The sequence below is a fragment of the Nocardia sp. NPDC058633 genome (assembly GCF_042717045.1).
Lineage (GTDB): Bacteria > Actinomycetota > Actinomycetes > Mycobacteriales > Mycobacteriaceae > Nocardia.
The window spans coordinates 220,814-244,925 of the sequence record NZ_JBHXRA010000008.1; the positions used below are offsets into that span (position 1 = coordinate 220,814).

Consider the following 24,112-nt stretch of genomic DNA (forward strand, 5'->3'; position numbering starts at 1 on the left):
CCGCTGCCTGTCCGTTCCGGCGCGACCCGCTACGGGGATGCGCGCCGTCTACTCGGTAACCAGTGGGAGTCCCCTTATGCCTTGGTGGTTGGTGGCGCTTTTCGCCGCCTCGTTCATTTTCTATACCGACGACTACGTGATCGCCGGAGTGCTGCCCGAGTTGGCACACGATCTCCACGTCGGTCAGGCCGCGGCCGGGCAGCTGGTCACGATCTTCGCGGTCACCGTGGCGATCGTGGCTCCGGTCGCCGGCGTTGTGCTCGCCCGGGTCGCTCGCCGGACGCTGCTCGTGACCAGCATGTGCGTCTTCGTCGCCGCCAATTGCGGTGCCGCGCTCACACCGTCGTTCGATGTGCTGATGGTGTTGCGTGTGGTGGCCGCCGGTGCCGCGGCGACGGCGACACCGTCGTTGTTCGCGACCGCGATCCAGCGCGCGCCCGACGGGAAGGCAGGCCGCTATGTCGCCGTGGTGACGCTCGGCGTGACGGGCTCGATTGCTGTCGGCGTGCCCATCGGTACCTGGATCGGCGGTGTATTCGGTTGGCGCGCGACGTTTGCCACGATGGCGATCGGCGGCGCGGTCGCTCTCGGCGGTGTGCTGGCGACCTTCCCACGTCGGCTTCCCACGGGCGCGACCCCCGACTGGAGAGCTCAACTGCACAGCCTCACCCGAAGGACGGTGGGTCTCGGACTGCTGGCGAACGTGGCACTGATGACGGGTTCGATGATGATGCTCACCTACCTCGCCCCGTTCCTCTCTGATGTCTCCACATCCGGTGTCGATGTTCGCGCGCTGTCGTTCGGACTCGCCGGCGCGGCGGGCATGGCAGGGCTGTGGGGCGGTGGTGTCGCGACCGATCACTGGGGGCCCGACCGGGCACTGACGATCGGAGTCGGCGTGATCGCCGCGTCGATGGGCTGTCTGTGGCTGATGTGGGTGCTTCGCCCGGTCCCGCTGTGCGCCCTGCTGCCGGTGCTCGCGATCTGGGGCGCGGCCGCGTTCTGGAACTCGCCGCCCATCCAGGCCCGACTCGCTGTCGCGTCCGGCCCGCTGGCTCCGCAAGCCATGGCACTGAACACCTCCGGCACCTATCTCGGAGTTTCGCTCGGTGGCCTACTCGGCGGACTCGCCCTCGGCACTGCGGGCAGCGGCTCGTTGCCCCCGACAGCAGCGGCCTTCGCCTTGCTCGCGCTCCTGCTGGTTCGGATGTTGCGGTGACCGCGCCGATCGCGGTCAGCGAATCGAGCGCCGCCGCCCCGGGCGAGCTTCGCGCGACACCGATCGGGCGGTCAGGCCGATGTCGACAGTGTCGCGGCATTGCCCTGACGGTGGTCTCGGGGACTCATCCCGAAGTGTCGTTTGAACGCGGCACTCAGGGCGAACGCGCTGCTGTAGCCGACCCGGCGGGCGATGGCCTCGAGCGTGGCGTCGGATTCGGCCAGCAGATCGGCGGCCAGTGACAGCCGCCATTCGGTCAGGAAGGTCATCGGGGGTTCGCCCACCAGGTCGGTGAATCGGCGGGCCAGCGCGGCCCTGGACATGCCGACGGTCTCGGCGAGCGAGACCACGGTCCACGGGAGGGCCGGATCGTCCTGCAGCAGGCGCAGGGCCTTGCCGATCAGCGGATCGCTGTAGGCGTGATACCAGGCCGGGGCGTCGTCGCGGGCGAACCAGGCGCGCAGCGCGGCGATGAGCAGCAGATCCAGCAGGCGATCCAGCACCGCGGTCTGCGCGGGCAGGTCCTTGTTCGCCTCCTCGACGAGCATGTCGAGCAGGCGCGCGTCGAGATCGCCGTGCCCGACGATCGCGACGTGCGGGAGCGCGCGCAGTAGTCGGCTGCTCACCGCGCCGGCCGACTCATAGGTACCGCTGACCAGCACCGTCTCACCGCAAGAATCGGTACCCCACTGTCGCAAACCCAGCTTCATTGTCTCGCACAGGCTTTCGCCGTCAGGCGCGGCGAGACCCTGACCGGGCTTGACGACAATCTGAGGTTGGCTCGCCGGATCGTCGGCCACCACATAGGGCTGTGGTCCACGGAATATCGCGACATCGCCCACGGTGAGTTGACGCGGAGCCATCGAATCCGCACTGACCCAGGCATTTCCCCGGATCACCGCCACCACTTTGAGCGGCGCTCCGTCTTCCACCCGCACCGACCAGGGGGCGGTCAACAGCCCGCACGAGAGGAACGCTCCGCGAGCGCGCGGACCTTCGAGTAGCCCGGCTAGCGCATCCACCCGTCCACACTAGACGAAAGCTCCCAGACGACTGCATGTTTCACCGACCATGGTCGGTGACCTCGAGCGCGAGACCGCCCGGCGCTTTCAGCAATCCATGCATACGGCTCGACCAGCAGCACAAGGCCGACTCCGTAAGGATGCCGACAGCTTCGAGGCGGCGGCCTCGGTGGTCTCGGACACACGGTATGCGCCGGGGACCTACTCGGGGGTGTGCCGCTCTCCATCCTGACCGACGACAGACAGCCCGCTGTCCTTCGGTGCGAGGGCTTGGTGCAGGCAGGTCGGCCCGAGACCTCGGAACAGGCCGAGAATCACTACCGCGCAGCCGAGTCCGGACAGGACGAGATCGAGCAAGCGCACGGCTCGGTCAGAGTGTGGGTCGCGCGCATCGAATGTGTTCGAAGACCAGACTCGTCTCGGTCGAGGCGAATTCGCGGGTCGCGCTGAGTTCCTGGGTCACGAACTCGCGCAGCGCGTCCGGCGAGGCCGCCGAGACCTGGATCAGGAAGTCGACCGTACCGGCCAGGAAGTACACGTTCAGCACACCGGGCAGCGCGGCGAGTTTGGCACTGAGCTCACCGATTCGAGCCCGAGCCGCCTGCTGCACCTGGATCGAGATCATCGCTTGCAGCGGCAGCCCCAACGCCTCCGGGGCGATATCGGTGTAGAAACCGCGGATCGCGCCGAGTTCGCGGAGCCGCCGTAGTCGCAGCGAACACGTCGAGGCGGCGATGCCCACACGCGCCGCCAGGACATTGTTGGGAACGCGGGCGTCTTCGGCGAGTTCGGCGAGCAGCTGTCGGTCGATGTCGTCGAGGTTCGACGGCGATCCGCGGAACGGCCGCACGGGTTGCGAGCTGTGCTGCTGTCGCGGGGCCATGAACGCAGGATACTCGACCAGCGAACCGATACTCGTCGATCGTGCAGGTTCTCTCGCCAGTTGTCGGATCGATCATCGATGCTCGATTGACAACTCGATCATCCTTGAGGAGAAGCATCATGCGCGTCGGCGTCCCCAAAGAAGTCAAGAACAACGAATTTCGCGTGGCGATCACGCCGATCGGCGTGCACGAACTGGTGTCGAACGGTCATCGAGTATTCGTCGAAGCCGGGGCCGGGGTGGGCTCGTCGATTCCCGACGAGGAATACCTCGCCGCGGGCGCACAGATTCTCGCCGACGCCGACGACGTCTGGGGTAGCGCGGAGCTGGTGCTGAAGGTCAAGGAGCCGGTCGCGCAGGAATACCACCGGTTGCGCGAAGGGCTGATCTTGTTCACCTACCTGCACCTGGCGGCGGACCGGCCGCTCACCGACCAACTGCTGGCCCACCGGGTGACCGCCATCGCCTACGAAACCGTGCAGCTGCCCTCGGGCGCACTACCGTTGCTGTACCCGATGTCGGAGGTCGCCGGCTGCCTGGCACCGCAGGTCGGCGCACACGCGCTGATGAAGCCCTACGGCGGCCGCGGGGTCCTGCTCGGCGGCGTCGGCGGCGTCGACCAGGCGAAGGTTGTCATCATCGGGGCAGGTGTAGCGGGCCAGAACGCCGCGAACATCGCCTTGGGGATGGGCGCACACGTGACGCTGCTCGACACCGACCTCGACAAACTGCGCATGTCGTTCTGGCGCTACGACAACCGGGTGCGTGGGTTGGCGTCGTCGAAACTGGCGATCGCCGAGCAGGTGCGGGCGGCGGACATGGTGATCGGGGCGGTACTGATCCCGGGAGCAGCCGCGCCGAAGCTGGTGAGCAACGAGCTCGTGGCGCAGATGAAACCGGGATCGGTGCTGGTCGACATCGCGGTCGACCAGGGCGGATGCTTCGAGGACACCCGGGCCACCACCCACGCGGATCCGACGTACCAGGTCCACGACTCGACGTTCTACTGTGTGGCGAACATGCCGGGCTCGGTGCCCCACACCTCGACCTACGCGCTGACCAACGCCACGCTGCCCTATGTGGCGGCCTTGGCCGACAAAGGCTGGGAACGCGCCTGCGCCCAGGACCCCGGCCTCGCGCTCGGACTGAACACCCACGTGGGCAGTGTCACCAGCGTCCCGGTCGCCGCCGCGCACGAGCTGCGAGCCCACGCAGTAGTGTGAAACGTTCATCTGCGGGGACAGGTGGCCAGCCGGAGGAGAGACTGACTACGTATGAGCGACGAGCAACACATCCTCACCCCTGGGCAAACCTGCTGGCAGATCGCCCCGGCTGATCGCCTGGCCTGCATCGTCGACGCGGCCGACTACTTCCGCCATGCCAAATCCGCGATGCTGCAGGCCCGCAAGCGCATCGTGCTGATCGGCTGGGACTTCGACACCCGGATCAAGTTCGAACCGCAGGAAAAGACCCTCGAAGGGCCGAATCAGCTGGGCAAATTCCTGTCCTGGCTGCCGAAACAACGCCCGGAACTCGACATCTACCTGTTGAAGTGGAATGTCGGCGCGTTCGCCGCGATCAGTCGTGGAATGACACCGATCTTCGTCGTCAACTGGATGACCGATCGACGCCTGCACTTCGAGATAGACGGCGCACACCCGATCGGCTCGGCCCATCATCAGAAGATCGTCGTGATCGACGACCGACTCGCCTTCTGCGGCGGCATCGACATGACCGTCGACCGCTGGGACACCACCGCCCACGAGGACGACAACAGCCACCGAACCGAGCCCAACGGCAACCACTACGGTCCGTGGCACGATGCCACCACTGCCGTCGACGGTGACGCGGCGCGAGCGATCGGCGAGCTGGCCAGGGCCAGATGGAAAGCGGCCACCGGACAACAACTGGATGCGGTGGACGAGATCCCCGGCCACGCACCATGGCCGGTCGGGCTCGAGCCGACGATGCGGTCTGTCGAGGTGGGCATCGCGCGAACTCTGCCCGGGCTCGCCGATCGCCCCGAAGTGCGCGAGATCGAGGCGCTGTATCTGGCGGCGATCGCAGGCGCCACCCGATCGCTGTACATCGAGAGCCAGTATCTGGCGTCGCGCACCCTCGCCGAGGCGATCGCCGCCCGCCTGCGTGAGCCGAACGGCCCGGAGATCGTGCTGGTGCTCCCGCGTCATGCCGACGGCTGGCTAGAGCAGCAGGCGATGGACGGGGCCCGCCGCCGCCTCCTGCACCTGCTGTGGGAGGCCGACACCGGCAACCGCCTCGGCGTCTACTACCCTGTCACCGCCGCCGGTGCGCCCATCTACGTGCACGCCAAGGTGCTGGTGATGGACGACCGGCTCCTGCGGGTGGGATCGTCGAACCTCAACAACCGTTCGATGGGCTTCGACACCGAATGTGACCTGGCTGTGGAGGTGACCCCCACCACCACCGACGGCGAACTGCTGCGAGAAACCATTCTCGAAATCCGCCGCCGGCTGATCTGCGAACATCTCGACACCGAACCCGCAAAGTTCGATGCCACCCTCGCCGAGACATCCTCGCTCGTACGCACTGTCGAGGCGCTGCGCGGCGACGGCCGGACCCTGGTGCGATTCGAGTCCGACACCGTCGAGAACGAGGACAGCCCCTTGGCCGAGAACGACCTGATGGATCCGGAGCGGGCCCCGACACGCCTGTTGGACAACCTGTTCCCGAGCCGGGGTATCCGCGCCGACTGATTCCCGATCAGCGATCGAGCGGATTCGCCGCGATGGCCGTTCGCATTCCCGAGCGCCACAGTGCGGCCGCGGTCGAACGCGGCCGTACGCGCGCTTCCGTTCGCATGGCGTCGGCGAACTCGCGGCCGAATCCGTCCCGGCTGTGGCGGGCGGTGATCGCGGCGATCCGCCGCGCATCCACCTGGTAGGCGCGCAGTCCGATGACATCCAGGTGCGCGGCGTCGTGCAGCAGACTCGCTTCCGCGCCGCAGTCGCGCGGGGTGCCCGGATCCATGTGCCGCGCGATTGCGGTGTGGACGCACTCCCCGAGTTCGACCGTGGCGCCGTGGGCGAGCACGAACGCGCGGGCCCGGTGGGCACCGAGCAGGGCGAAACATCCGGTCGTGGAGTCGTCGGGCCCGCCCAGGGCGACGTCGTGCAGGACGCAGGCGACGTAGAACGCTTCGGGGTCGGGCGTGAGCTCGTCCACTCGCGCCAGGGCCGTGCCGAATTCCCAGCAGCGCAAGCTGTGGGCGAGCAGTGACGGCGTGAGCACCTCGGTGGCTTCTTCGAGCGCGGCCCGACACAGCCGCGAATCCGGCGGCACCGGTGCCCGATGATGCCGACAGTCGACATCGCGGCGCAGCCCTCGCACAAGATGGGGCAGCGCGGCGGTCTGCGCGCCCAGCGCCGCACCCACCGTTCGCATCTGGTGCAGTCTGCCGAGTTCGCCCTCACGCCGCACGGTCGCCACCTACGTGGGCGAGCAGATCGGCGCGAGCGATGCCGAGCATGGCGTCCAGGCCTTCTTCGTCGACCATGCGGCGCTGGAACAGCGAGTAGGCACCGTTGACCGCGGCCCACGAAACCAACACCAACGCACGGGGATCGACGTCGCACCCCACGCGTTCGACCGCGGTCGCGAAGGATTCGATCAGCCCGCCGAGCAGCCCGTCGATCTGCGCCTTGGCCTTCGTCGCCAGTTCGGATTCGCCGACGTCCACGTCGGTCAGGGCGAGGATCCGCAGCGCGAGCGGATTCTCGCGATGGAAGGCGACGTAGCGATCGAAGGTGGCGGCCACTTCGTGGCGAGGCGACGATTCGGCGCCGATCGGCGCCGACATCGCTGCCGCGTGCCGGGTGGCTGTGCGCCACGCGAGCGCGGCATAGACGTCGGCCTTGCCCTCGCGGAAATTCGCGTAGATCGAGCTCACCGCGATGTCGGCCGCACCGGCGAGCATGTCGATCGTGGTGCCCCGGTAGCCCTCTCGCAGGAACAGGACCTGCGCGGCGTCGAGCACGGCGGTGTGGGTCCGGCGCTTGCGCCGGTCGTCAGGGGGTTCCAACGTCATGAGACATAACGTAGTCTCGTTCCGATATCGTAGTCAACTTCCGATAGGAGTTTCGATGACCACCTCTCCGCCGCTCCCGCGCACCGGCAGCGAAGCCATGCGCCTGTTCCTGCCCCAGTCACCCTTCGTTCGGTACATGGGCATCGAACTCGTCGACCTCGGCGAAGGCTCGGCCCGCCTGCGCATGCCGTTTCGCGAAGAACTCGTCACGGTGGGCGACATGGTCCACGGCGGCGCCCTCGCCGGCTGCGTCGACATCGGGATCATGGCCGCGGCCTGGGCAGGAGCCCGACTCCCCGAACACATGCGCGGAGTCACCGTCTCGATGTCGATCGACTTCGTCCAGCCCGCCCACGCCGAGAGCATCGATATCGTCGGCACCCGACTGCGCGCCGGTCGCCACCTCAGCACCTGCCGGGTCGATATCGTCGCCACCGAGGATGGGCGGCTCATCGCCGCGGGCAGCGGCACCTACAAGGTGGGATGATCGCCGCAGCGGGCTTAACCTCGATGGCATGGAGTCCCGCAGCAGAGCGTTTCTCGTCGCGCCCGTCCTGGCTCTGCTGTGCGCGTGCGCCCCGAGCCCGAGCGGCGGCTCCGAGCAGTCATCCGCCCGGACCGGCTCCGCCGGGGCCGACGCCACTGTCACCGCCGAGCTCGACGCCCCGTGGTCGATCGCCTTCCACGGGGCCACCGCCGTGGTGAGTGAGCGCGACAGCGCGCGGATTCTCGAAATCGGCTCCGACGGAATACAATACGAGGTAGGCGTCATCGACGGGGTCGAGCCCTCGGGCGAAGGCGGGCTTCTCGGCATCGCGATACGCGAAGGGCAGCTGTTCGCCTACTACACCACGGCCGACGACAACCGCATCGAACGATTCGACCTCACCGGGCAGCCGGGCGACCTCGCACTCGGTGGCGGCACGACGATCCTCGCCGGGCTGCCCGCCGCCGGTAACCACAACGGCGGCCGGATCGCCTTCGGACCCGATGCAATGCTGTATGCCACGGTCGGTGACGCAGGCGAGCGCCGAACCGCCCAGGATCTCGACAGCCTCGGCGGGAAGATCCTGCGGATGACACCGGAGGGGCAGATCCCCGCCGACAACCCCGTCCCGGGATCACTCGTCTACAGCTACGGCCACCGCAACCCCCAGGGCATCGCCTGGGCGCCGGACGGCCGGATGTTCGCCAGCGAATTCGGCCAGAACACCTGGGACGAACTCAACCTCATCGAAGCCGGTGGCAACTACGGCTGGCCCGAGGCCGAAGGCACCGCCGAGCGAGCCGGCTTCCTCGATCCCGTGCAGCAATGGCGACCGTCCGACGCCAGCCCCAGCGGCATGACGATCAGCGACGGTTCCCTCTACATCGCGAATCTGCGCGGTGAGCGTCTCCGTCGCGTTCCACTCGACGACCTCAGCTCCTCGACCGAGCACCTCGTCGGCGAGTACGGACGTCTCCGGGACATCGCTGTCGCCCCCGACGGCTCACTGTGGCTGTTGACGAACAACACCGACGGCCGTGGCGACCCCGCCCCCGGCGACGACCGTATCGTCGGCATCGAACCCGACCGGTGAACACACCTGCGAGTGCTCAGCGATCCGGGTGCAGCACCAGCACGGTGATCTCACTCGGCGCGAACACCCGCAGCGGCGGCCCCCAGTAGCCGGTGCCCCGGCTGGTGTAGAGCTGAGTGTTGTTCGCGTGCCTGCTCAGGCCCGCGACCACCGGCTGATCGAGCCGCACCAGGTAATGGAACGGCCAGATCTGACCGCCGTGCGTATGCCCGGAGATCTGTAGTTCCACCCCGGCCGCGGCACTGTCGGCAACCTGTTTCGGCTGATGGGCCAGCAGGACCACCGGCAACTGCGGGTCGGTGCCCGCGAGCGCCGCGGGCAGGTCGGGACCGTGGCCCGCCACGTCGGTACCGGCCGGGTCGTCGATGCCGGCCACGACCAGCCGGTCACCGTCGCGGTCGACGGTCCGATGCGCGTTGTGCAGCGGTTGCCAGCCGATGGAGGCCATGTAGTCGATCCAGCTCTGGGCGTCGTCGAGGTACTCGTGGTTGCCGGTGATGTAGAACCGGCCGAGCGGCGCCTCGACACCGGCGAGCGGAGCGACCTGATCGCGGCGCTTGTCCACCGAACCGTCGACGAGATCCCCGGCGAGGCCCACGATATCGGGACGCTGCGCGTTCACCTCGTCGACGACCTGTCGCGACCATCGCTCCCGGTCGAGCGCGGCGAAATGGGTATCGGTGAGGACCACCACACGCAATCCGTCGAGCCCCTCGGCCAACCCCGGGATCGCGACATCGACGGTACGAACCTGCGGCACCCGCCGCGCCTCGTACAGCCCGTACCCGGACAGCACCACCGACACCACGACCACACCGAGCGCGATCCCCTGGGTGACCCGCGCGCCCCTGACTCTGCCGACGCTCAGCGCGCCTCGGACGACCAGCCCGATCACCGACCAGGTGAACACCACCCACAGCACCCCGAGCGCGACGTCGCCGACGATCGCCGCTGGGTCGAATTGCGGCGGACCGTGCCCGAGGAACAGGGCGATGGGCAGACCCACACCGCCGAGGACACAGGCCGCGGTGCCGACCCGGAACCACGACCCGCTGCGCCCGGTCGGCCCGGCCACCAGCACCCACCACGGCACGGCGAGCATCACCGCCAACACCAGCACGATCACGATCAGAACTACAGCGGAGCTCACGAGGTCCCGTTCTACGCAAGGCCGCCCGCCCGAGGCAGCGCCACATCAGATCATGACGCAGGCGGCGGTCCGCGCCACAACCGGCCACGATCCACAGCATGATGGAGGGATGGCCGAAATGGTGAACGCATGCGCGCACTGCTGATACTGCTCGTCGTGCTGGCGATCGCGCTGGTCGTCGGCGACCGGGTCGCGGTCGTGATGGCACAGAACGAGATCGGTCGCGCGATCGCCGCCGAGTACGAACTGCCCCATCGACCCGACGTGGAGATCGGCGGCTTCCCATTTCTGACTCAGGCCCTCGACGGTCACTATCGCGACATCGATATCCGCATCGGCGACTGGAGCGGGTACGACATCTCCGTCCGCGACCTCGATGTCGCGCTGGCCGACGTCTCCGCACCCCTGAGCGATGTCGTGAACAGCCGCACGTCCCACCTCGTCGCAGCCGCGGCGACCGCGACGGCGGTGGTCCCCTACGACGTCGTGCAGGGTTTCGCACCGTCGGGCGTGGAGTCGATCTCCCACGGCCCGGAAGGACTGCGCGCCACCGGACGATTCTCGGTGGGCGCGATCACGGTGCCGGCGACAGTCTTCGTCACGGTGGCGCCGACCGAGGACGGCATCGAGGTCACGCCGGTCTCGGTCCAGGCCGCGACCGGCGGACCGACGCTCTCCCTGGCCGTGCTGCGCCGCACCCTGACCTTCGTCGTGCCGCTACAGCGACTGCCGCTCGGCGCCCGCCTGACCGCCATCGAACCGCGCGCCGACGGCTTGCACGTGACCGCCGTGGCACACGATGTGCGCCTGGACAGCCTGCCGTGAGCACTGTCGTCGCCGGTTCGTGCCCAACTCGACTTCACAAACATTCCGATTGGGGGATTGAAACGCGACCAAAGGGGTACAAGGGATCGACACCGTTGGCGAATCCGGCGAACGGGGGCGCCTTCGCGGGCGCTTCACAGGGTGGAGAACAGGTTGCTGAAGTTGATCGAGCTCATACGTGGCCCCGGCGCGGACGTCGATACCGACGGTGCTCCCACCTCGGCCGGACTGTTGCGCGCCGGCGACATCGTGGTCACCGCCAAGCGCAGCTATCGGGTGGTCAGCACGAGCTTCGCCGATGACGCGCGCCGCGCCGGCCGTGTGGTCGCCGATACGGTCGACCTGATCACCGGGCGGCTACGCGTGCTCGACTACCCCAGCGCCGACACGATGGTCACCGTCAAAACGGCGTAGTCCGGTCAAAAGCGTCGTCCGGTCAGACCGGCCGCTGCCGGATGTCCGTCGGGCGCATCCGACGTGTCGTCGATTGGCCACTGTCCGCGGGAACCACCTCTTCCTCGACCACCCGGCGCTGTTCGACATCGACACCTCGCGCCCGTTCGGCGAAGGCGATGTCGCGCGCACTGCGCACCGACAGCCTGCCCAGCGAGCTCGCGGCGAAGAACAGGATCAGCGCGCCGAGGCCGTAGAAGAACGTCAACTGCAACAGCGCGCGCTTCAGATCCGAGGTGGCGACCGGCTCGCCGATGTCGCCGATCCGTAGCAGTGCGGCCAGGAACGGCCCGACCACGAACCACACGCCCGCCGCGACCGACAGCCAGCCACCGAAACTGGCGACCAGACGGTTCCGGCTCACGAGCATGAGCAGGCCACCGGCGATCGCGACGACGCCGGGCAGGACCTGCAGCCAGCCACGCGCCGCCGACCAGACCCACGGCTCGTCGGGGGTGTACGCGAAATCGAAGTACGGACCGATGAACGGGATCAGCGCGCCCCAGATTCCGAGCAGCAGCACCACCAGCCCGCCCAATGCGCCTCGGCTGCGGGGAATGCGCAGCCGTCCGCCGTGTCCGGTCGAGACTTTCTCGTTGACGTCCACCATGACGCCTCCCATCATCGACAACAGAAGTACGGTGCGCATACCCCGCACGCCACCGAATACGCACCGACTGCGCAATTGCCCGACAACGTGCGTGCGTGCGCGGGTACCGCCGGGGGCCTCTCGTACGCTTACGGCATGGCACACGACTCCGATCAGCCCGTCGACATCAAGCCACGCTCCCGCGACGTCACCGACGGACTCGAGAAAACCGCCGCTCGCGGCATGCTTCGCGCCGTCGGCATGGGCGACGAGGACTGGGGCAAACCGCAGATCGGTGTCGCCTCCAGCTGGAACGAGATCACCCCCTGCAATCTGTCGCTCGACCGTCTGGCCAAGGCGGTCAAGGAAGGCGTCCACACGGCAGGTGGCTACCCGCTCGAATTCGGCACGATCTCGGTGTCCGACGGCATCTCGATGGGCCACGAAGGCATGCACTTCTCGCTGGTCAGCCGCGAGATCATCGCCGATTCCGTCGAAACCGTCATGATGGCCGAACGTCTCGACGGGTCGGTTCTGCTCGCCGGGTGCGACAAGAGCCTGCCGGGCATGCTGATGGCCGCCGCGCGCCTCGACCTGTCGAGTGTGTTCCTCTACGCGGGCTCGACCTTGCCGGGCAACGTCGACGGCAAGGACGTCACGATCATCGACGCCTTCGAGGCCGTCGGCGCCTGCATCAAAGGCCTGATCACTCGTGCCGAGGTCGACCGCATCGAACGGGCGATCTGTCCCGGCGAAGGCGCGTGCGGCGGCATGTACACCGCCAACACCATGGCCTCGGCGGCCGAAGCGCTCGGTATGAGCCTGCCCGGCTCGGCCGCGCCGCCCGCTCCCGACCGTCGACGCGACGACTACGCCCGCAAGTCCGGTGAAGCCGTCGTCGAGTTGTTGCGCAAGGGAATCACCGCGCGCGACATCATGACGTTGGAGGCGTTCGAGAACGCCATCACGGTGGTCATGGCGCTGGGCGGGTCGACCAATGCCGTGCTGCATCTGTTGGCCATCGCCCGTGAGGCCGGGGTCGGTCTCACTCTCGCCGACTTCAACCGGGTCGGCGACAAGGTGCCGCACCTGGGCGATCTCAAACCCTTCGGCCGCTATGTCATGAACGACGTCGACCGGGTCGGCGGCATCCCCGTCGTGATGAAGGCCCTGCTCGACGCGGGTCTCATGCACGGCGACGTCATGACCGTCACCGGCGCGACCATGGCCGAGAATCTGGCCCACATCGAACTCGGCCTCGACGGCGACGTCATCCGGCGCCTCGATCGGCCGATCCACCGAACAGGTGGGCTCACCATCCTGCACGGCTCACTGGCGCCCGAAGGCGCCGTGGTGAAAAGCGCGGGCTTCGACTCCGATGTCTTCCGCGGAACGGCTCGGGTGTTCGACGGCGAACGCGCCGCGATGGACGCGCTGGAGAACGGCACGATCGTGGCGGGCGATGTGGTCGTCATCCGCAACGAGGGACCCAAGGGCGGCCCCGGCATGCGCGAGATGCTCGCCATCACCGGCGCGATCAAGGGCGCGGGCCTTGGCAAGGACGTCCTGTTGCTCACCGACGGCCGATTCTCCGGCGGCACCACCGGTTTGTGCGTCGGTCACGTCGCTCCCGAGGCCGTGGACGGCGGCCCGATCGCCTTCGTCGCAGACGGCGACCCGATCGTCCTCGACGTCGCCAACCGCATCCTCGACGTCGAGATCGACGACGCCACACTCGCCGCGCGCAAGGTCGGCTGGGAACCGCTGCCGCCCAAGTACACCTCGGGCGTGCTGGCCAAGTACCGCAAGCTCGTCAGCTCGGCCGCGCACGGCGCCGTCACCGCCTGACCCTCGCCGCGGCGCCTCGCTAGTCGTCCGTTACCGAGATCGTCGCCTCATCGGCCCGGACTTCCGGGTCGGTGGGGTTGGCGTCGGACTGTACGGTGATGCGCGACTTGTCGATGCCTTCGGCTTCGAGCGCGGCCGCGATGTTCGCGCCGCGGGCATCGGCCAGGGATTCGGCCGTGTCCGGATTCGAATCCTCGGCGTAGGTCATGATCGTTATGGCGGTGTCGTTGCCCCGCAACGGGATGGCTACCGCTTTGAGGGTGGCGGTGTCGATCGAGCCCAGGTCCGAACTGCCGGCGTCGAAGGTGATCGGGGCGGCCGACAGGATCGCGTTGATCGCGTCTTGGATCGTTTGCTGAGCGGTGTCGCGCACCGAGCTCATCGCCGCGGAAGCCGTGGCGGCGATGCTGCTGCGCGCAGCGTCGCCCTGCACGGTCGACGTGGCCGTTATGGCGGCGGAATCGTCGTCGTTGCTACACGCTGCCGTCGTGATCAGAACCGCCGCGATCGCTGCGATCCCGCAGATGCCGTTTGCGAGTTTCACCGGAGTTCTCCTGTTCTGTAACTGTCGGACAAGCGGACCGTGCGTGTGTTGTGTCTCGATCACCCGCCTGGAGAGGGTTGTTCCGAACCCGCTGGATCGGCACCGCCTTGTGGCCGGCGCGGAATCCGCCCGGTGCAGAAAAGCGCCGCGATAGCGAGAAAAGCGGTGAGGGAGAACGCGACTCGCAGCGCGTCGAGCCGGGCCGCACTGTTGACTTCGAGGATCTCGGCCGCCCGTGGCTCCGGGACCGCGTTGTCGCGCAACGCCTCCTGCAACTGGACGTCGGACAGGAACGGGACACCCGCGGCCAATTCGGTGGTGGCTTGTTGTTTCACCGATGCGGGCACGTCGGGGTGCTCGTTCACCTCGGCGATGATCGATGTGCTCAGCGTGGCGATCAGGACCGAGCCGACCAGCGCGGTGCCCAACGACGCGCCGAGATTGGCGGCGGCGTTCTGCAGTCCGCCTACCTCGGCGCTCTGCGAATCCGGCACGGCCGACACGGTCACGGCACCGAGCTGGGATGCCAGGGCACCCAATCCCAGACCCATCAGCACCATGGGGACGGCCACCACACCCGCATCGGCGCCGGGATCCATCCCGGCCACGAGGACGAGGATCCCAAGGATCATGGCGGCCAGCCCGACCCGGACCACGCGGCGCGGATCGGCGCGCGGCCAGATCTTGGGTATTCCGGCCGCCGACAGCAACAGCGCCACCGACAGCGGAACCAGCCGCAGTCCGGTCTGTAGCGCGTCCAGTTCCAGCACCACTGTCAGGAACAGCGGGACGCTGAAGAACACCCCGGCTTGCACGGTGTACTGGCCGAGGAACATCGTGAGCCCGCCGGTGAGTTGCCGGTTGCGAAAGAGTTGGGGGTCGATCAGCGGCTCGCCGCCGGTATCGGCGAGGTGGGTTTGCCAGCGCACGAACACATACAGCAACAGCGATCCACTCAACAGCAGCCAGACAACCGGCGACAGGCCCGCGACGGCCGCACCGCCTGGTTTGGGTTGGATCCACCCCCATTCGCTCGAACGCAGCACACCGTAGACGAGCTGGCCGAGACCGAGCACCGAGAGCAGGGCGCCGAGCAGGTCGATCCGGACCTTCGACGGCCCGACATCCTCGATACGGCGTAGCGCGAAGAGAATGACCACGACGAGGACGGCCTCGCCGATGAACACATAGCGCCACGAAGCGAACGTGGTCACCGCGCCACCGATCAGCGGCCCCGCGGCGACGGCCATCGCACCCGCCGCGGCGACCAGGCCGTAGGCGGCGCTGCGCCGTTCGGGCGCGAAATTGGCCGCGACCAGGGCGACGATCGCGGGCATGATCAGGGCGGCGCCGATACCCTCCAACAGCGACCAGCCCAGCAGCAACACCGCGAGATCGGGAGCGAACGCGGTGGTCAGCGAACCCACTCCGTAGATGACGAGCCCGATCGCGAACGCCCGACGCCGGCCGATGATGGTGCCCACCTTGCCGCCGGTGATCATCAGGGTCGCCATGACGAGCGTGTACAGGGTCATGGCGGTCTGGATCCCGGTGATGGTGGTGTCCAGGTCCTCGGCCACCGCGGCCATCGACACGTTCATGACCGAGCTGTCCAGGGTCATGAGGAACTGGCCCGACGCCAGCACCAGCAGCACCCCACCGGATCCGGCCGCCACCGCGGTCGACGCACCGTTCGCCTTCACGGGTTCGGCACCTCCCACATCGCGGAACCTCGCTTCGTCGATGACGGACATCACCGACCCGGACGTTCTGCGATGGTCACACACCGATCAGCGGGCGCGGCTCACCCGAAACGGATGATTCCCTCGAGCACGGGTGTCATGGCGCGACGAGCGGTTGGCGAGGACACTGTGGCGTAGGTCTGCACTTCGTTCCGAGGAGGACATGCGATGGCAAACAACGGGCCTTTCGGCATAGACCCGGAAGATTTCGAACGAGCACTGCGTGGGACAGGAACCGAACTTCGCGACCTGCTCGGCAAGGCAGGCATCTACCTGGATCGCGTCGATCAGGTCGGCGTCAGCGGGCTGGCATCGCTGCTCGGTCAGTTCATCCAACCCCAACGGCCACGGCCGGCGGCACCCGAGGAGGAGACCACCGGCGCGACCGGTAGCGGCGTGTGGGCGGTCTACACCATCGACGATCTCGGCCAGGCCCGGGTCGACCAGGTCTTTCCGAACGAGCTCGAGGCCTTGCGCGCACATCGCGACAACACCGACGATCGCCGTCGGGTGCGATTCCTGCCCTACGGAGTTCCGGCGAGCGTGTTGGACACTCCCTGATCGAACGCCCTGGCTCACCTGCGCGAGTCCTGGTGCCCTGCGCTGACCCCGTCGATGGACGGCGGCGTCGGCGCGCTCACATGCCGATCGGAGGCGCGTAGCGGGGCACCGACGCGATGCAGGTGTACGAGCGCCTCGCGGTACGAGGAGATCAGCCCGGTTTCGTGGTAGGGCACGCCGATGTCGGCGCAGTAGTCGCGCACGATCACCTGGGCGTGGCGAAGGTTCGGTGTCGGCATGCTCGGGAACAAGTGGTGCTCGATCTGATAGTTGAGTCCGCCGAGGGCGATGTCGATCAACGCGCCGCCGCGCACATTGCGGGAGGTGAGCACCTGACGACGGAGATAATCCGTGCGTTCGTCGCCGGTCGAGGTCGGCATGCCTTTGTGGTTCGGGGCGAAGATGCAGCCCATGTACAGGCCGAACAGTCCCTGATGGACGACGAAGAACGCCACGGCTTTGTCCGCGGGCAACACCGCGAACAGTGCGATCAGATAGGCCGCGAAGTGGCCGAACAGCAGCGTGCCTTCCCAGCCACGGTGTTTGACCGATCGATTGCCGAGCGCGCGAACGCCGGCCACATGGAGGTTCAAACCCTCCAGCAGTAGGAGGGGAAAGAACAGGAACGCCTGCGCCCGCCCGATGAGACGGGCAACACCGCGGCTCGACCGCGCCTGCCGCTGCGACCAGACCAGAATGTCGGGCGCTACATCGGGGTCGAGCTCTTCGTGGTTGGGATTGGCATGGTGGCGGGTGTGCTTGTCCTGCCACCAGCCGTAGCCCAGGCCGATACCGGCGTTGCCGACGAGCCGACCTACGAGCTCCGTCGGCTGACGACGTCGCAGGACCTGGCGATGGGCCACGTCGTGCATCACGAGTGCGATCTGCGCGAACGTCACGGCCATGAACCCCGCGACCAGCAGCGTCCACCACGAATCGCCGACGAGCACGAATGCCGTCCAACCGGCGGCGAACGCGATGCCGACGAGGCCGAGCCGCACGGCGTAGTAGCCGGGGCGCCGGTCCATCAGCCCGGCATCGGAGATCCGGCGCAACAGGCGGGCGTAATCACCGTCGGCGCCACGCCGCGGTGGCCGTGCCGATGATGCGGGGACCAGGGAAGGTGTTGTCATAGGTCTTCCTGAAGGCTGAGTCGGAGACGCCGGGTCCGTTCGTCGATGATGTCGAAGGCCGGTGGTGGAGCGGGCGCCGATGTCGATGGTCTCGAAGCTATCGGGCGTTTTCTCGTCGGCCGTAATCCCTTGGTATGGGAGGGAATCGCACCTCGGTGTGATACCGGACATCGACCGCGGACCGGGTCTACCCCGCGCGGGCGGCAGCTGGCTTTCACGTCGGGAAACGTCCTCGATCAGCGCCTCCGTCTCGCGGGCCTTTCACCGTGCGCGCGAAACTGGTACACCGGATCGAACACGCGGTGCGTCCGAACGCGACACAATGTTCGCCCACGGATTCTCAGGATCGGCCGAGGTCTCCCGCTGGACCAGCCGCGACCGATCCGAGGATCGGCACGCGCCCACGAGGAGACGACATGGCTACCGACCAGAGTTTGCTGCACCGGTTCGTCATCTCCCAGTTCGATGCCGCCGGGCTGGATCGCGCGCAGCTGATCCGCGACACCGGGGTCCCGGACTGGTCGATCACCGGCGACGATGTGCATCTGCCCAGCGCGACATTCTCCCGGCTGTGGGAAGTGGGCGAGCACCGCCTCGGCCCGGACGTCGCCCTCCAGGTCGCGCGGCGCTACGAACTGTCCAGCCTCGGCCTGTACGACTATCTGTTCGCGTCCGCGCCGACGTTGGGCGCCGGACTGGCCACCTGCGGGCCCCACATCACCGCGGTCACCACCAATCACCGGTTCGACCTGGTCGCCGAGTCCGAGACCGAGTCCACTCTCTACCTCGAGATGCTCGAGGGCGAAGGCCGTGGACGCGATCACACCCAGCTCTGGGGACTGTCGGCTGTGCTGAGTCGCGCACGCCGAGCTGTCGACGATCCGCTGAACCCGGCGCGCGTTTCGCTGCGCCAGGCCGCTCCCCGCGATCTCACTGGTTTCCGTGCTGTATTCGGTTCCGCCACCTTGGAATTCGATGCCCCGACCGATTCGATCACCTTCCACGCCGCGGACCTGGATCTGCCCCTGACCACCGCCGATCCGGTCCTGGCCGCGATCCTGCGGCCGCTGGCCGACGCACTGCCACCTCCGCCGACCCTCTCCTCGGCCTGGCCCGAACGGGTGGCCGTTGCAGTGGAGCAGGCCATCGAGGCCGGTGAGGTCTCCCTGAACAGCGTCGCCCGGATCCTCGCCGTCAGCCCTCGAACGCTGCAGCGACGGTTGACCGAGTCGGACACGACCTGGCGGGCCGAGCTGGATCGGGCTCGCAGCGCCCGATTATCGCGAGCGATGTCCGCGGGGTCGCGCGTCGATACCAGACAGGCCGAACTGCTCGGCTACTCCGATGCGGGCTCGTTGCGCCGGGCAGCCCGGCGCTGGTCGGCGGGTTCCCACCCGGCACAGGCCATCAGAACCTGAGGTAGGTCGAAGCGATCCGCCAGAAGGTCTCTTGCTCCATCGACCGGAAGTCCCACCCCTCGGCGATGTCGCGGAACGCGGTGACTATTCCGGCGACGTCGAAATCATCCCGGGTCGCGGTGCCTTTCGCCTCCAGCGCGGAAATAACGTAGACGGTGGCACTCTCTCTCGTAGCCGACACCGCACACTCCCCTCGTTCGCACCGACCGTACAAACGAAGTGTCGAATTCCCTCGGAGCCCGGACAAGGACAGAACGTGCCAATCCCCCGCCGAACACGCCAACTTCCACCGGCCCCGGCGGCTGCTCGCGCCGATCGGCGGCCCACCGGGCAGACCGATGAGTCCTCGACTGTTGCCGTCGAGGGGCGCAATGTCGGATAGGTTCGACCGCATGAATCGCGTTACGACGGTGTCCGACAGCATCGACATCGCTGCCGATCCGGTGTCGGTCTACGAGCAGGTGAGCGATCCGACCCTGATGGGTCGGTGGAGTCCGGAGAACCGCGGGGCGAGGATCACGCAGCCTGGCGAATCCACCTATGTGGGAATGGAATTCGAGGGTGTCAACAAGCGTGGCTTCGCTCGCTGGGTGACTCGCTGCGTGGTGATCGCGGCGGAACCGGGCACCCGGTTCGCGTTCCGGGTCGAGTCGATCGGCGCCCGACGGCCCTGGTTGCGCGGGAAGATCGCCACCTGGGAGTACCGGTTCGCGCCGGAGAACGGCGGCACCCGCGTCACCGAGACCTGGTACGACGATCGCGGGGCGTGGCCGAACGCGGCGGTCCAGATCTTCGACCGGATCGCCACCGGTGGCAACACCTTCGCCGAATTCCAGCGCAAGAACATCCACCGCACCCTGCGCAATCTCAAGCAGGAACTCGAATCAGCGGGCTGATCCCATGAGCGTGGCACCCCGGGGTGCACCAACTCTGCCGCCGACCTTTGTGTCATGTCACCGAACATCGTGACGGGCATATTGCTCTCGCACCACTCCCCTATTCTCAACAAGTGTTGAAAGGTGTCATGCGCCCGACCACGGGGTGCTGACGACCACTGCTACAGCTCTGCCACAGGACTTTCCGTACTTCGCACCCGGAAGCGACACAGCGTCGTTTCCGACAGCGATGAGCAAGGGGAAGCAGGTGATCGACGATGATCAATCCGAGAGAGCGACACGAGGCGATCGCGCACACATCGTGCCCACCACCCGCACTGCCGCGCTCCGCGGTGCGACCGAGCTGGGAGGGCCCGCTCCTACTCGGCATGGAACTGGCAGCGACGGTGCACGATGCGTCCGGACGGGCGCTGTCGGCAGAACTGGAGCGCAGCGCCGCCCGATGCGCTCGCGAAGGGATACCGCTGGCGGCCGTGCGGCAGGCGATCTGCGAGGAGGTGACAGCCACCTTGCCGACCATGCCGTTCGCCGTCGATTCGTCGACCGAGCACGCGATACGCACCGCGCTGATCACCACCGCGTCGAGGGCCTATACCTACCTCGAGTTCACGCCGCGCCGCGGCCGAACTCCGTGACCAGATGCGCCCGAGCACCATCGAAACCGCACCGTCGAGAAGCGGCGCCGTCGCACGTGCCGTATCCGCGCATCACGAGCACCCGAAAGCTGCGCTCTACTCGAGGTTCCACGAGCGCAGCAGCCCGGCGATGATCGGGCGCAGGGAATCGGCCAACGGCGTTGCCCCGATGAGCACTTGGCGTTGGATCAAGCCTTCGATCATGATCACCACCACTTCGGCGGTGATCGCGGGGTAGTCGCGATCCATCGCGGACACGATGTGCGCGGCGAACTCCACGAACGCGCCACGCTGGGTGTCGAATTGGGCACGGATTCGGGGATCCCGCTGAGCCTCGGCCAGCAGCATGTGCCGGGCGATGACTCGCTGACGAGCCGGCGGGGTCGTCATTTCCTGCACGAACGCGGTCATGCGATCCGCCACGACGGCCATGGGAATGCGCGGTGTGCCCATCAGGTCGGCGAAATGATCGGCGGCGACAACCCCGTCGCGGGCGAACAACTCCTCCAACGCCAGCTGGACCAGGTGCGCGCGGGTGGGGGCGTGATAGTTCACCGCGCCGCTGCCGAATCCGGCCGCGGCATCCACCGCGCGGTGGGTCAGCCCGCGTAGACCTTGTTCAGCGAGAACATCGATCACGGCGGCGGCGATCACCTGCCGACGCTGAACCCTGGTGCCTGTGTCCGTGGCCTTGATTCGAGCCATGGAACCTCACAGTAGTAGCAACCGCTGTCGGCCCCGCACCTCCCGGCTCGTTCGCCGACCGGCCCGCGGCGGGCTCAGCTGGTGACCAGGTGTTCGACCTCGCCGATATCGTCGAGGGTCAACGTGAGGACATCGCCCGGCTCCAGCCAGTTTCCGGTTTCCATCCCGCTGCCGCCGGGCAGAGTGCCGGTTCCGAACAACTCTCCGGGATACAGATGTTCGCTGCGGGAGGCGTGCGCGAGGACTTCACCGAGGCTCCATCGCATCCCGGCGCTCGAGACGGTGCTCACGGTGGCGCCGTTGATCCGGACCGACCCGGTGAGGTGGTCGATGCGCGGCAGGATTTCGTCCGCGGTGACAGCTGTCGCCGACATCGAACTGGCGAAGTGCTTGGACTTCTGTGGTCCGAAACCGCTGGCCATCTCGGCGCGTTGCACGTCGCGCGCGCTGAAGTCGTTGAGCAGGACGAACGCGCCGATCGCCGCGGCCGCCTGCTGCGGCGTCGCGCAGTACAGGGGCTCGGCGAGGACGAAGCCGATCTCGAGTTCGTAGTCCAAGGCCGACGAATAGGCGGGCGCGCGGATCGGGGTACCCGACGGCACGAATGTCAGGTGGTTTCCCAGATAGTAGATCGGCTGCTGATAGAACAGCGACTTCGGCTTGAACAGCGGAAAACTTCGCCCACTCAGCCGCTCCACCGCAGTGGCCAACCGGTACTGCGGTGGGTGGAATCGGCGAACCAGACCGCGGCTGGCATCGATATTGTGCTGCTCGAACAGCATGAAGTCGCGAAATGATGCCGGATTGAACGGCAACAACAGCTCCGACTCCCGCCGGTGCCCGTCCGCGACGCCGAGTTCCCACTGCTCGCTGAACACCTGCCCGCCCAACGGTTGCGGGTGCGCGGACCACTGCCCGTCACGCAGGCACTGGGTCTGCAAACCGTCTTCGTTTCGAACGCGACGCAATTTCATCGGGATCCCCTCACGCAGAACAGCAGCGTACAGGGCGCACCCGACACCGGCGGGCCCGGAATCTCGATGTGGCCCGGCACTGTTCGGACGAGCCCGGCCGAGCCGGTCGTCGAACAGACCAGCTCGGCCGCGATCGTCGCCGCAGGCCGCATCGGCACTCGGTGGCGCGCCGACGACGCGCCTAGCTCAGCGTCTTCAGCGCCGCCGCGTCGTAGGGCTTCAGTTCGTCGATCCGACCCGCCAGGACCTTGGCGGCCCATTCGGGGTCCTGGAGCAGGGCACGGCCGATGGCGACCATGTCGAACTCCTCGCGTTCCATACGGTCGAGCAGGTTGTCGAGGCTGCCGAGCTCGGCGCCCTCGCCCGTGAACGCACGGAGGAAGTCGCCGTCGAGGCCGACCGAACCGACGGTGATGGTCGGTTTGCCGGTGAGCTTCTTGGTCCAGCCCGCCAGGTTCAGATCCGAGCCGTCGAACTCCGGGAACCGGTAGCGGCGGGTGGAGGCGTGGAAGACGTCCACGCCTGCCGCGACGAGCGGAGCCAGGATCGCTTCCAGGTCCTGCGGGGTCTCGGCGAGCCGCGCGTCGTAGGCCTCCTGCTTCCACTGCGAGTAGCGCAAGATCACCGGGAAGTCGGGCGAGACCACCGACCGGACCGCGGCCACGATCTCGGCCGCGAACCTCGTGCGGGCCACGGGGTCACCGCCGTAGCCGTCGTCGCGGCGGTTGGTCCGCGCCCACAGGAACTGGTCGAGGAGATAGCCGTGGGCGCCGTGCAGTTCGACGCCGTCGAAGCCGATGCGCTCGGCGTCCGCGGCGGCCTCGGCGAAAGCGGCGATGACGTCGTCCAGGTCACGCTGGGTCATCGCCTTGCCGGTACCCTCGGTGCCGTCGACGCGGATACCGGAGGGGCCGACGGCGGGCGCGTCGGCGTAGGGGGGTTCGCCCTGATTGCGGACCATGCCGATGTGCCACAGCTGCGGCACGATCGTGCCGCCCGCCGCGTGCACGTCCTCGGCGACCTTCGCCCACCCCGCCAGCTGCTCCGCACCGTGGAACCGCGGCACACGATCACTCTGCCCGGCCGACTCGTGGCCGACGTAGGTGCCCTCGGTGATGATCAGGCCGACTCCGGCCGCCGCGCGGCGGGCGTAGTAGGACCGCACGTCGTCTCCGGGAACGCCGCCCGGCGAGAACATGCGCGTCATCGGCGCCATCGCGATACGGTTCGGGACGGTCAGGCCGTTCAGCGTGACGGGCCGGGACAGGATCTCGGCCGTGCGGGAGGCCTCGGACGCGGTGACGATCACGGAATACTCCTCGTAGTTACTTGACAAAGTCGAAGGTTGAGAACTTCAAGCAATACCGCCACGGTAGAGGTTGATATTTGAGATGGTCAAGTTTCTGCGGATAAGCTGAGTCTCATGGCAGCAGCTCCTCACGTCGACACGGCCCAGCTGATGGAGCTCCTCTCGGTGTCGCTCGGCGCCTACTACAGCGATTTCACCGTCGCGGCGGCGAGCGAGAACCTCACCGCGAGCCAGGGCAAGACGCTGACAGTGCTACGCCGGGGACCTGCCGCGATGCGCGCACTGGCCGAGACCCTGGGCTGCGACGCCTCCAACGTGACCGGAATCATCAACCGACTGGAGAAGCGGGGCCTGGTGCACCGCGAGCCCAGCGCGTCCGACCGGCGCGTCACGAATCTCGTCATCACGCCCGAGGGTGAACGTGTCACCGACGCGATCCGCGAGCGAATGCGCGCCACCCACAGCGGCCTGAACAGGCTCAGCGACGAGGATCGCGACCAGCTGTACGAACTACTGGAACGGGTTTTCGGCGCCCGGCTCACCGCACGACCGGCGTAGTC

General features: G+C 67.5%; 26 protein-coding genes. 13 read left to right on the forward strand and 13 right to left on the reverse strand.

What is annotated here, in order from left to right; all coding sequences use genetic code 11:
- Nucleotides 1–76 precede the first annotated feature (76 nt).
- Nucleotides 77–1,219, forward strand: a complete 1,143-nt coding sequence (locus ACFWUR_RS12840; RefSeq protein WP_378906173.1) for an MFS transporter — start codon at nucleotides 77–79, stop codon at nucleotides 1,217–1,219.
- A 71-nt stretch (nucleotides 1,220–1,290) separates the two neighbouring features.
- Here the strand turns inward: ACFWUR_RS12840 and ACFWUR_RS12845 are convergent, their stop codons facing one another.
- Both ACFWUR_RS12845 and ACFWUR_RS12850 read right to left on the reverse strand, forming a co-directional pair.
- Complete coding sequence (locus ACFWUR_RS12845) at nucleotides 1,291–2,241, reverse strand: AraC family transcriptional regulator (RefSeq protein WP_378906175.1); 951 nt, start codon at nucleotides 2,239–2,241, stop codon at nucleotides 1,291–1,293.
- A 370-nt stretch (nucleotides 2,242–2,611) separates the two neighbouring features.
- On the reverse strand, nucleotides 2,612–3,124 hold the full coding sequence (locus ACFWUR_RS12850) for an Lrp/AsnC family transcriptional regulator (RefSeq protein ID WP_378906177.1): 513 nt from the start codon (nucleotides 3,122–3,124) through the stop codon (nucleotides 2,612–2,614).
- 119 nt (nucleotides 3,125–3,243) lie between these two features.
- Between ACFWUR_RS12850 and ald the strand changes: the two genes are divergently transcribed.
- Entirely contained in the window at nucleotides 3,244–4,347 is a 1,104-nt protein-coding gene (gene ald, locus ACFWUR_RS12855; RefSeq protein WP_378906179.1) for an alanine dehydrogenase, read from the forward strand.
- 51 nt (nucleotides 4,348–4,398) lie between these two features.
- A complete protein-coding gene (locus tag ACFWUR_RS12860; protein WP_378906181.1) occupies nucleotides 4,399–5,859 on the forward strand; it encodes a phospholipase D-like domain-containing protein in 1,461 nt (486 codons plus the stop codon).
- A gap of 7 nt (nucleotides 5,860–5,866) precedes the next feature.
- Here ACFWUR_RS12860 and ACFWUR_RS12865 read toward each other — a convergent pair whose 3' ends face one another.
- Together ACFWUR_RS12865 and ACFWUR_RS12870 are read right to left on the reverse strand one after the other, a co-directional pair.
- A complete protein-coding gene (locus ACFWUR_RS12865) occupies nucleotides 5,867–6,583 on the reverse strand; it encodes a hypothetical protein (protein ID WP_378906183.1) in 717 nt (238 codons plus the stop codon).
- Complete coding sequence (locus ACFWUR_RS12870) at nucleotides 6,573–7,190, reverse strand: TetR/AcrR family transcriptional regulator (protein WP_378906185.1); 618 nt, start codon at nucleotides 7,188–7,190, stop codon at nucleotides 6,573–6,575. Before ACFWUR_RS12870 ends, ACFWUR_RS12865 begins: the two co-directional genes overlap by 11 nt.
- A gap of 55 nt (nucleotides 7,191–7,245) precedes the next feature.
- Here ACFWUR_RS12870 and ACFWUR_RS12875 point away from each other — a divergent pair, with 55 nt between their 5' ends.
- Complete coding sequence (locus tag ACFWUR_RS12875; protein ID WP_378906187.1) at nucleotides 7,246–7,677, forward strand: PaaI family thioesterase; 432 nt, start codon at nucleotides 7,246–7,248, stop codon at nucleotides 7,675–7,677.
- 28 nt (nucleotides 7,678–7,705) lie between these two features.
- Nucleotides 7,706–8,770, forward strand: a complete 1,065-nt coding sequence (locus ACFWUR_RS12880; RefSeq protein ID WP_378906189.1) for a PQQ-dependent sugar dehydrogenase — start codon at nucleotides 7,706–7,708, stop codon at nucleotides 8,768–8,770.
- A 16-nt stretch (nucleotides 8,771–8,786) separates the two neighbouring features.
- Here the strand turns inward: ACFWUR_RS12880 and ACFWUR_RS12885 are convergent, their stop codons facing one another.
- Nucleotides 8,787–9,920, reverse strand: coding sequence for a metallophosphoesterase (locus tag ACFWUR_RS12885; RefSeq protein ID WP_378906191.1), 1,134 nt, complete (start codon nucleotides 9,918–9,920; stop codon nucleotides 8,787–8,789).
- 129 nt (nucleotides 9,921–10,049) lie between these two features.
- Between ACFWUR_RS12885 and ACFWUR_RS12890 the strand changes: the two genes are divergently transcribed.
- Nucleotides 10,050–10,745, forward strand: coding sequence for a DUF2993 domain-containing protein (locus tag ACFWUR_RS12890; protein WP_378906193.1), 696 nt, complete (start codon nucleotides 10,050–10,052; stop codon nucleotides 10,743–10,745).
- 162 nt (nucleotides 10,746–10,907) lie between these two features.
- Nucleotides 10,908–11,159, forward strand: coding sequence for a hypothetical protein (locus ACFWUR_RS12895; RefSeq protein WP_378906195.1), 252 nt, complete (start codon nucleotides 10,908–10,910; stop codon nucleotides 11,157–11,159).
- A 22-nt stretch (nucleotides 11,160–11,181) separates the two neighbouring features.
- On the opposite strand, the gene ACFWUR_RS12900 is transcribed toward ACFWUR_RS12895, so the two are convergent.
- A complete protein-coding gene (locus ACFWUR_RS12900; protein ID WP_378906373.1) occupies nucleotides 11,182–11,808 on the reverse strand; it encodes a hypothetical protein in 627 nt (208 codons plus the stop codon).
- 135 nt (nucleotides 11,809–11,943) lie between these two features.
- On the opposite strand from ACFWUR_RS12900, the gene ilvD reads away from it, so the two are divergent.
- The gene (ilvD, locus tag ACFWUR_RS12905) at nucleotides 11,944–13,635 is read left to right on the forward strand and encodes a dihydroxy-acid dehydratase (RefSeq protein ID WP_378906197.1); all 1,692 of its coding nucleotides are present in this window, start codon (nucleotides 11,944–11,946) and stop codon (nucleotides 13,633–13,635) included.
- Between the two features lie 19 nt (nucleotides 13,636–13,654).
- Here the strand turns inward: ilvD and ACFWUR_RS12910 are convergent, their stop codons facing one another.
- Together ACFWUR_RS12910 and ACFWUR_RS12915 are read right to left on the reverse strand one after the other, a co-directional pair.
- Nucleotides 13,655–14,179 carry an OmpA family protein gene (locus ACFWUR_RS12910; RefSeq protein WP_378906199.1) on the reverse strand — a complete coding sequence of 175 codons (525 nt, stop codon included), beginning with the start codon at nucleotides 14,177–14,179 and terminating at the stop codon, nucleotides 13,655–13,657.
- 59 nt (nucleotides 14,180–14,238) lie between these two features.
- Complete coding sequence (locus ACFWUR_RS12915) at nucleotides 14,239–15,882, reverse strand: MFS transporter (protein WP_378906200.1); 1,644 nt, start codon at nucleotides 15,880–15,882, stop codon at nucleotides 14,239–14,241.
- Nucleotides 15,883–16,089: 207 nt separating this feature from the next.
- Here ACFWUR_RS12915 and ACFWUR_RS12920 point away from each other — a divergent pair, with 207 nt between their 5' ends.
- The gene (locus ACFWUR_RS12920; protein WP_378906202.1) at nucleotides 16,090–16,482 is read left to right on the forward strand and encodes a hypothetical protein; all 393 of its coding nucleotides are present in this window, start codon (nucleotides 16,090–16,092) and stop codon (nucleotides 16,480–16,482) included.
- A 14-nt stretch (nucleotides 16,483–16,496) separates the two neighbouring features.
- On the opposite strand, the gene ACFWUR_RS12925 is transcribed toward ACFWUR_RS12920, so the two are convergent.
- A complete protein-coding gene (locus tag ACFWUR_RS12925) occupies nucleotides 16,497–17,615 on the reverse strand; it encodes a fatty acid desaturase family protein (protein WP_378906204.1) in 1,119 nt (372 codons plus the stop codon).
- A 416-nt stretch (nucleotides 17,616–18,031) separates the two neighbouring features.
- Between ACFWUR_RS12925 and ACFWUR_RS12930 the strand changes: the two genes are divergently transcribed.
- Nucleotides 18,032–19,033, forward strand: a complete 1,002-nt coding sequence (locus ACFWUR_RS12930) for an AraC family transcriptional regulator ligand-binding domain-containing protein (RefSeq protein WP_378906205.1) — start codon at nucleotides 18,032–18,034, stop codon at nucleotides 19,031–19,033.
- On the opposite strand, the gene ACFWUR_RS12935 is transcribed toward ACFWUR_RS12930, so the two are convergent.
- On the reverse strand, nucleotides 19,023–19,214 hold the full coding sequence (locus ACFWUR_RS12935; protein WP_378906207.1) for a hypothetical protein: 192 nt from the start codon (nucleotides 19,212–19,214) through the stop codon (nucleotides 19,023–19,025). The two genes, ACFWUR_RS12930 and ACFWUR_RS12935, sit on opposite strands and share 11 nt — an antisense overlap.
- A 211-nt stretch (nucleotides 19,215–19,425) precedes the next feature.
- Between ACFWUR_RS12935 and ACFWUR_RS12940 the strand changes: the two genes are divergently transcribed.
- Nucleotides 19,426–19,929 (forward strand): SRPBCC family protein, encoded by a 504-nt coding sequence (locus ACFWUR_RS12940; protein ID WP_378906209.1) that lies wholly within the window; start codon nucleotides 19,426–19,428, stop codon nucleotides 19,927–19,929.
- A gap of 257 nt (nucleotides 19,930–20,186) precedes the next feature.
- A complete protein-coding gene (locus ACFWUR_RS12945; protein WP_378906211.1) occupies nucleotides 20,187–20,564 on the forward strand; it encodes a hypothetical protein in 378 nt (125 codons plus the stop codon).
- A gap of 96 nt (nucleotides 20,565–20,660) precedes the next feature.
- Here ACFWUR_RS12945 and ACFWUR_RS12950 read toward each other — a convergent pair whose 3' ends face one another.
- From ACFWUR_RS12950 to ACFWUR_RS12960, 3 genes are all read right to left on the reverse strand, one after another.
- The gene (locus tag ACFWUR_RS12950; protein WP_378906213.1) at nucleotides 20,661–21,269 is read right to left on the reverse strand and encodes a TetR/AcrR family transcriptional regulator; all 609 of its coding nucleotides are present in this window, start codon (nucleotides 21,267–21,269) and stop codon (nucleotides 20,661–20,663) included.
- 74 nt (nucleotides 21,270–21,343) lie between these two features.
- The gene (locus ACFWUR_RS12955) at nucleotides 21,344–22,243 is read right to left on the reverse strand and encodes a fumarylacetoacetate hydrolase family protein (RefSeq protein WP_378906215.1); all 900 of its coding nucleotides are present in this window, start codon (nucleotides 22,241–22,243) and stop codon (nucleotides 21,344–21,346) included.
- 181 nt (nucleotides 22,244–22,424) lie between these two features.
- Nucleotides 22,425–23,552, reverse strand: coding sequence for an NADH:flavin oxidoreductase (locus ACFWUR_RS12960; RefSeq protein WP_378906375.1), 1,128 nt, complete (start codon nucleotides 23,550–23,552; stop codon nucleotides 22,425–22,427).
- 114 nt (nucleotides 23,553–23,666) lie between these two features.
- Between ACFWUR_RS12960 and ACFWUR_RS12965 the strand changes: the two genes are divergently transcribed.
- Complete coding sequence (locus tag ACFWUR_RS12965; protein ID WP_378906216.1) at nucleotides 23,667–24,110, forward strand: MarR family winged helix-turn-helix transcriptional regulator; 444 nt, start codon at nucleotides 23,667–23,669, stop codon at nucleotides 24,108–24,110.
- The last annotated feature ends 2 nt before the right edge of the window (nucleotides 24,111–24,112 follow it).